The 6,249-nt window shown below is 55.7% G+C and carries 7 protein-coding genes; 1 reads left to right on the top strand and 6 read right to left on the bottom strand.

Annotation, left to right across the window (positions count from 1 at the left end; genetic code table 11):
• Both PHW69_09530 and PHW69_09525 read right to left on the bottom strand, forming a co-directional pair.
• A partial coding sequence (locus PHW69_09530) for a hypothetical protein (protein ID MDD4005422.1) occupies positions 1-210 on the bottom strand: 210 nt, incomplete at its 3' end.
• A 13-nt stretch (positions 211-223) separates the two neighbouring features.
• Positions 224-1,024 (bottom strand): alpha/beta hydrolase, encoded by an 801-nt coding sequence (locus PHW69_09525; GenBank protein MDD4005421.1) that lies wholly within the window; start codon positions 1,022-1,024, stop codon positions 224-226.
• Positions 1,025-1,086: 62 nt separating this feature from the next.
• On the opposite strand from PHW69_09525, the gene pepT reads away from it, so the two are divergent.
• Positions 1,087-2,334: a peptidase T gene (pepT, locus tag PHW69_09520; protein ID MDD4005420.1), complete on the top strand. Its 1,248-nt coding sequence runs from the start codon at positions 1,087-1,089 to the stop codon at positions 2,332-2,334.
• Between the two features lie 169 nt (positions 2,335-2,503).
• Here pepT and PHW69_09515 read toward each other — a convergent pair whose 3' ends face one another.
• The 4 genes from PHW69_09515 to PHW69_09500 all read right to left on the bottom strand — a co-directional run.
• Positions 2,504-3,052: a hypothetical protein gene (locus PHW69_09515; protein MDD4005419.1), complete on the bottom strand. Its 549-nt coding sequence runs from the start codon at positions 3,050-3,052 to the stop codon at positions 2,504-2,506.
• Positions 3,053-3,074: 22 nt separating this feature from the next.
• Positions 3,075-3,854 (bottom strand): methylmalonyl-CoA decarboxylase, encoded by a 780-nt coding sequence (scpB, locus tag PHW69_09510; GenBank protein MDD4005418.1) that lies wholly within the window; start codon positions 3,852-3,854, stop codon positions 3,075-3,077.
• A gap of 40 nt (positions 3,855-3,894) precedes the next feature.
• Entirely contained in the window at positions 3,895-5,088 is a 1,194-nt protein-coding gene (locus PHW69_09505; GenBank protein ID MDD4005417.1) for a clostripain-related cysteine peptidase, read from the bottom strand.
• Positions 5,089-5,153: 65 nt separating this feature from the next.
• On the bottom strand, positions 5,154-6,249 hold a 1,096-nt coding region (locus PHW69_09500; GenBank protein ID MDD4005416.1), incomplete at its 5' end, for a hypothetical protein.

Below are 6,249 nucleotides of genomic sequence, written 5' to 3'. Positions count from 1 at the left end.
CGTGCCGTCCTCGGGAAAAGTAATCGCTTTGGCGAACGTTTTGGCCTCGGTTGATGAGAACAGCCGCTCAAGGAGTTTTTCGGTCTGCTGGGTCAGGATTAGAAATTTTTCGGTATGGCGGTTGTGGTAAGCGGTTTTACCGGCAATGTCCTTGAATTCGGAAATGCGGCGGTTAATGAGTTTGATGGCGGAAAGTTTGGTTTCTTTCATGGCTGTTACCCGGCTAATTTTCTTTTAAAATGAAGTCTGTTACGGTTTGCGCGAAGACGTCCGGCATTTCGCAATGCGGGACATGACTGGCGTTTTCAAACAGCGCGAATTCCGCTCCGGCGATGCCGGCAGCCAGCGCGCGGCCTTCGGCGGCGGGAATAAGTATGTCCAGCCCGCCTGTGATGACCAGCGCCGGCGCGGAAAGTTCCGCCAGCCGGGCCCGCGTGTCAAACGTTTTCATAAGTTCCACCTGCCGCCCGATCCGCTGCGCGTCTGACAGGTGCGGATATTCCCGCGCGAATTTTATCGTCGCTTCGATATCCTGCGGCCTGTCATAAAGCGCGGGCGGCAGTATCCATGCGTAAAGCGCGTTCCAGAAAACATTGTCATACCCGTGCAGGACCAGCAGTTTGTGGAAGTTTTCAAAGAGCGTGTTATTGCGGCCGGTGGTATGCGCGGCGGTTGATTCGAGAATAAGTTTTTCGGTCATGCCGGGGTAATTCAGCGCGAATTCCTGGGCGATGTAGCCGCCCATCGAATGGCCGGCTATGACGGTTTTCTCAATCTGAAGATGGCGGAGCAGCGCGGCGGAGTCGTCCGCCAGTTCCCGCGCGGTGGCCGGCGCGTCTGCGGAGCTGCTTCTTCCGGAGAACCTGTTGTCGGGTATGATGAGCGTGAAATTTTTCGCCAGACAGTCCCTGACCGGCAGCCAGTTGGTTCCGTCCGCGGTGAACCCGTGCAGCAGCAGAAGCGGGGCTCCGCTTCCGGTGGTTTCATAATATAGACAGCGGCTGTTTTCTGTAAAGCTGGGCATTCTGTTGACCTCGCGCTGAAGTTTTGTATATTTATAGTATAAATTTTCAAAGGAGAAATGCGATGTCTTTTGATTTCAAGGAACGGATTTATTCCCGGTTCGAACGGTTTGTGCGGGTTGACACCCGCAGCGATGAGAAGGCAGAGAGCTGTCCCTCCACCCCCGGCCAGCTGGAACTGGGGCGCATAGCCGCGCAGGAAATGAAGGCTATCGGTCTGCGTAACGTGACGGTGGACGCAAACGGCTATGTGACCGGCGAACTGCCCGCCACGCCGGGCGTAACCGCGCCGGCGATAGGGTTTCTGGCGCATCTGGACACCTCGCCCGACTGTTCCGGCGCGAACGTAATTCCCGGCCGCCACAATAATTATCAGGGCGGCGATATCATAATAAGCGAAGCGGCGGGGCTGACGCTTTCGGCCGGCGCGCACGGCCTGTCCGGCTGCAAAGGGCACGATATCATAACCGCCTCCGGCGGCACTCTTTTAGGCGCGGACAACAAGGCCGGCATGGCTATAATACTGGCGGCGTTTGAATATCTCGCGCAGAATCCTTCCATACGCCACGGCTTGCTTAAAGCGGCCTTCACGCCGGACGAGGAAATCGGGCGCGGCGCCGACCTGTTCGATGTGGCCGGCTTCGGCGCCGAATTCGCCTACACCGTAGATGGCGACATAGAAGGCACCGTCGAAGACGAAACTTTCAACGCCGATTCCGCTTCCGTCAGCGTTACGGGGCGCAGTTACCATCCGGGTTCGTCAAAAAATCTGATGTATAACGCCGGGCGGATCGCGGCGGACATTGTGGCCTCGTGGCCGGAACATATGCTGCCGGAAACGACGGAAGACCGCGAGGGGTTCATCATGTTCACGGATATCCGGGGCGACGTGGAAAAGGCCGAGCTTTCCGCCATCGTGCGCGACCATGACCTGAAAAAACTGCAGGAGAAAGAGGCGCTGCTTGAGGCGATCGTGGCCGAAAAACGGCTCAAATATCCCGGCGCGGAGATCAAGCTTGTTTTCAAACAGAGCTACCGGAATATGAAGGAAGTTATCGCGCGCACGCCGCAGGTGATGGAGAAACTGCTGGCGGCTCTGGCGGCCGAGGGCGTCACCCCGATCCATAAGCCCGTGCGCGGCGGCACTGACGGCGCGCGGCTGTCTTTCATGGGCCTGCCCACGCCGAACCTGTTTACCGGGGGCAGCAATTTCCACGGGCCGTACGAATGGGTGTCGCTTGATTCAATGGTGAAATCCGCGCAGGTAGTGGCGCGGCTGGCGCAGGAATGGGCCAGCCCGCCGGCTTTTTGATGAAACAACTCCCCGGCTTGCGTCGGGTGTTTCTGCTGCCACAAGCTGCATTTGCCACGCTAGCGGGGTAATACACTTCATAACCCTGCCAAGGCGCCGGATTTTTGTGAGTGGAATGCAATAAAAAAACCCCGCATTGTGCGGGGTTTTTTTTATTTGCTGGCAATTCCTAATACTCCATTACCGCTTTAAGCAATTTGATTTCGCGTTTGGTAAGCCCGTAAAAGCGCACGGTTTCGCGGTTGACTGATTTTTCCAGCCGGGCCAGCTCGGCCGCGTGCGGAACTTTTTCCGTATCTGAGGCGGCCTGTTCGAATTTCCTGCGGCAGAACTGGAACTGCGCGGCTATGCCGGAAAGCTCGTCATGGTGTTTTCTGTCGGGCGGTTTTGCCAGATCCGGCGGCCGGACCGGCAGCAGTTTTACCGGTTTGCCGGAAAATGCCGCGGCAAATTCCATCAGGTGCGAGTTCAGCACGGTGAAAAGGAAGCCCATGCTGACGGAGTTTTTTTCCGGCTGTCTGCCGCGGAACGACATGGCAATGTCGCCCTCGGAGTTTCTGAACGAAAAATATATGTATTCGCCCTCCGTTTTGCAGCGGGTGTTATGCACCACTTCTTCCAGTTTAAGGAAATGCTCAAGCGGCACGCTTCTGCGCACCAGTTTGAGCAGAAGCGCGTTTATTTCTTCCTGCAGTTGCGGGGTTATTTCTTGCAGCATTTCAGTTTCTCCGTGAGTGTCGTTATTTTCCCTTGAATACCGCTTTGCGTTTTTCTGCAAAGGCCTTAAGACCTTCCTGATAATCCTCGCTGCAGTAAACGGTATGACGGAGCTGATCTATCTGCTCGAAAGCGTCGGGGCTGACGGGCGTTGCCCGGAACAGGATCCGCATCTGCTCTTTAATTATTCCGATGGCGAGCGGCGAATAGCCGTTGATTTCGTCCGTCAGCCTGAAAGTGTATTCTTCGATTTCGTGCGCGGGCACGAAATGGTTTATTATGCCGGCTTTGTAGGCGCGTTCCGCGAGTACCGGGCGGGCGGTAAAAAACATGTCTTTGGCAAAGCCCAGCCCCACCCGGTTGCGGAAATGGATGATGCCGGAGGGATTGTATGGCAGGCCTATTTTGATCGGGGTTATGGCGAACGAGGAATTTTCATCCGCTATGATGATGTCGCATGTCATGGCCATGTCGCAGGCGCCGCCCCACACGCTGCCCTGGATCATGGCCAGCACCACGCCGGGGTAGGCTTCTATGGCTCTGAGCATCTGTTCCATCGGGGTGTTGTAGGCGAGAGGATCTTTTCCGTTGCAGGGCAGTTCCGCTATATCATGGCCGGCTGACCATACTCTGGCGTTTTTTTCCGCGCGTATCACGACCGTAAGCAGTTTCTGCGTTTTAAAGCCCGCCAGTGCGTCCGCGATTTCCGTATTCATTTCGTTGCTCAGCGCGTTGCGTTTTTTCGGATTGCTGAGCGTGATAATGCCGGTTCGGTTTTTTGTCTCGGTCGTGATGTGTTTCATGGGCTCCTTTACGCGCGTTGTATTTTGCCGCCGGTGCGGCTTACCGGGCCTTTCCTATTTTTTTGAGGAACTCCCCCCAGTTTGATTCCCTGCCCAGCGCCAGCGTGGAATAATTCATTTTATACCGGGCGGCGTTGTAATGCTCGGGGTAGGGCAATTCAATAGAGAGCCCGCGGGCTTTTGTCCCGATCGCGAAATTCGCGGCAATAACCTGGTTTGAAAGATAATCCCGCAAGGCCATTGCGTTGGCCGGCGCGGGCCTGTCGGCGAGCGTGGCGGCCAGGCTGTATAAATCCACCGTTCCGGGCTGCTGAGCCGGGTCCACCCGGAAAGAATTTTTATAAAGCGTCCTTATGGCATAGACATCCTGCTCCATAGATCTCACGACGGGATCAAGGTAGCGCGGCAGTTTTTTCAGTTCGGCCATGTCAATAGCCGAGAAGGAAAGCGGCGCGCCGCACGCGCGCATGGAGCCTTTTGCGATGTTTACGGCAAGCTGTTTTGGTGACAGCCCGGGCGTCGCGGCAATGGCTGTCAGCCTGGCCAGATTAACGCTGTTTACCGGAATATTCAGCTGGGAGCCTACAACAAATCTGGCGCAGTCGCGCAGCTCAAACAGCACTTCCGCCGATTGCATGCGGCAGGCGTTTAACACAAGCACGTCAACGGGTCCGGCGATGGCGAAGATGTTTTTCAGTTCGGCGGTTTTTATGTAATTGGAAGTCTGGTAGTCGTAAGAAATGCCTTTGCTGGCCGCTTTGTCCGGGTAGAGGTCAGTCCAGCCGCTGCCATGGCCCCATATAACCAGCAGATATTGTCTGGCGGGGAAGTTTTTTTTAGACCAGCTTAAGAAACTTGCCAGCTCCCTGTAATCGCCCATATCTCCGGTCGGAATGCGCGCAACGGTTTCAAACCCTGCCGGGGTCATATAAGAGCGCGTGATCGGCTTTCCGACAATTCCGAATTCCACTACAATGTTTGCCGCATGCCCCGATGCGTTTTTTGCCAGATCCCGTATATCCTGCGCCGCGGCTCTGTCCAGTTCATTGCGGGCGTTCATGTAAACCATTACGGTCACGTCTTTGGTTTCGCGCGCAGGCGCAGACTGGCCGGCAAAAGAGTTTATCGTGCCCGGAATATGCGTGTTTTCATCCGGCGGCAGCGCAAAACCATACGGTGCCGGCAGCGAAATCGCCGCGGCGAGCAGAACGGAACGCATGAATTTTATAGCCATAGCGCGGAGCCGTGTTTTTCCGGGGAAAGCGGTCTGGTGTTTCCGTTCTCCCTCTCAACCAATCCTTAGGAATGGTTTTCCTTCAGCCATTTCGGCATGACCTTCAATTGCTTGCGGCACATCGCTTCGGATATGCGGATGATGGACGGAAGCGCCTGCTTCTCGTCATGCCAGTTAAACATGGAAACCAGGTCCCGCGCCGCTTCAATGGAATTTTTACGAACCAGTTCCAGATCGCCGGCCCGCACCCTCCGCAATACCGAGGCGGTTTCTTCGCGGCAGACCGCGGTTTCCGGCACGGAATAAAAAGGCGATTTTGAAACCAGCCGGCGGTTTTCGGTTTTGCGCAGATAGATCTGGAAATTGAGATCGCATTCCAGTCCCAGCGACTGGTAGAACGCGCCCGCGAACATAACCGCCTGAGTGATCAGATTAACCGCGTTTTCAAGCGAAAGAGCCTTTTTCTTGTCTTCGGTCAGGAATTTTGTCGCGCCGTAATCTTCCGGCACCGCCCGCCGCCAGGCGAACACGCCGCTTTGGTAGATGCGTCCGCATTCCAGCTTGTCGGGCGAGAGCATGAAAAACTGCGAGCCCTTCGAGAAGGAATCGAATTTGTGGGGCGAGAAAAACCAGAACCCGTCGGGATTGGCGGCCGCGTCGTCAAACAGGCGGTTGGCCTGGGGCAGGGCAAGCCGTTTCGGCTGGTACAGCGCAGGATAGCAGATGATTTCCCAGAACGACCAGCTGTCGAACGCGCCGTGCACGTTGAAAAAAGACTCCGAGTCGGAAATTTCCTCAAGCGATTTTTCGTCGGAATTTTTTTCCGCCTCTTCCGTAGTCAGCCTGTCGCTGGTCGCGCGGTCGAGCACGGCTTTCATCTGCAGGAAGCTGGTGACTTTTTCTGATTTTCCGTCGTTGCTTCTGGTGTAGACGGCTCCGTTTTCCAGAACTTTTATGTTGTCAGCCTGAGCGTCATTGGCGCAGACCGCCGGGTACCCGGTTCCGCCGGGTACCTGAACCACGAAAACTTTTTTTTCCGTGCCCGCATGGGTTACCGTCATTGTAACCGGGTCGCAAAAAAATTCCGGCTGGGCGTAAAGTTTCAGCATTTCGTTGAGGTCGAACCCGATGAACGAGTCTTCCTCCACTTCCGACAGACCC

The sequence above is a fragment of the Elusimicrobiaceae bacterium genome (assembly GCA_028700325.1).
Classification (GTDB): domain Bacteria; phylum Elusimicrobiota; class Elusimicrobia; order Elusimicrobiales; family Elusimicrobiaceae; genus JAQVSV01.
The sequence above is the reverse complement of the archived record's forward strand: the minus strand, read 5'-3'. Positions and strand labels throughout refer to the sequence as shown.